The sequence below is a fragment of the Cupriavidus laharis genome (assembly GCF_914271435.1).
GTDB lineage: Bacteria > Pseudomonadota > Gammaproteobacteria > Burkholderiales > Burkholderiaceae > Cupriavidus > Cupriavidus laharis.
Map to the genome: position 1 here is coordinate 1 of NZ_CAJZAI010000053.1, position 660 is coordinate 660.

2 tRNA genes and 1 rRNA gene are annotated in these 660 nt (G+C 52.0%); all 3 read left to right on the forward strand.

Going from position 1 to position 660, the window contains the following annotated elements:
- Positions 1-105: ribosomal RNA gene (locus tag LDO29_RS28090) — 16S ribosomal RNA — on the forward strand; the annotation flags it as partial.
- A 65-nt stretch (positions 106-170) separates the two neighbouring features.
- Positions 171-247 (forward strand) — tRNA-Ile (locus tag LDO29_RS28095).
- An 11-nt stretch (positions 248-258) separates the two neighbouring features.
- Positions 259-334, forward strand: a tRNA-Ala gene (locus LDO29_RS28100).
- Positions 335-660: the final 326 nt, after the last annotated feature.

Below are 660 nucleotides of genomic sequence, written 5' to 3' on the forward strand. Positions count from 1 at the left end.
GTTAGCCTAACCGCAAGGAGGGCGATTACCACGGCAGGGTTCATGACTGGGGTGAAGTCGTAACAAGGTAGCCGTATCGGAAGGTGCGGCTGGATCACCTCCTTTCCAGAGGCGCGCGTTTCCGCGTGCTCAGTGTCCACACTTATCGGTTTGTTTGCTGTTACAGCCAAGGGTCTGTAGCTCAGGTGGTTAGAGCACCGTCTTGATAAGGCGGGGGTCGTAGGTTCAAGTCCTACCAGACCCACCAAGTTATCCGAGGGGGGATTAGCTCAGCTGGGAGAGCACCTGCTTTGCAAGCAGGGGGTCGTCGGTTCGATCCCGTCATCCTCCACCACTACCTGGTACCTTGGTTTGGTTGGCCAAATGCAAGCGCTTAAGACTTGAGTGTTTGCATTTGGCATTGCCAAGCGATCGCAAGATCGGCTGTTCTTTAACAATATGGGATGTAGTAAAGGTGTCGCGCGAGCGTTGATGAGACGCTGCAGTACAAAGCGTGATACCGGGTTGTGATTGTATCAACCAAAATGTATTTAAGTGATCGAAAGATGACTTGGAATACGGCACAAATGCGAGAACTCACCTGTAGCAGGATGTCTCCTTGAGACACACTTGTTATAGGGTCAAGCGAACAAGTGCATGTGGTGGATGCCTTGGCGATCA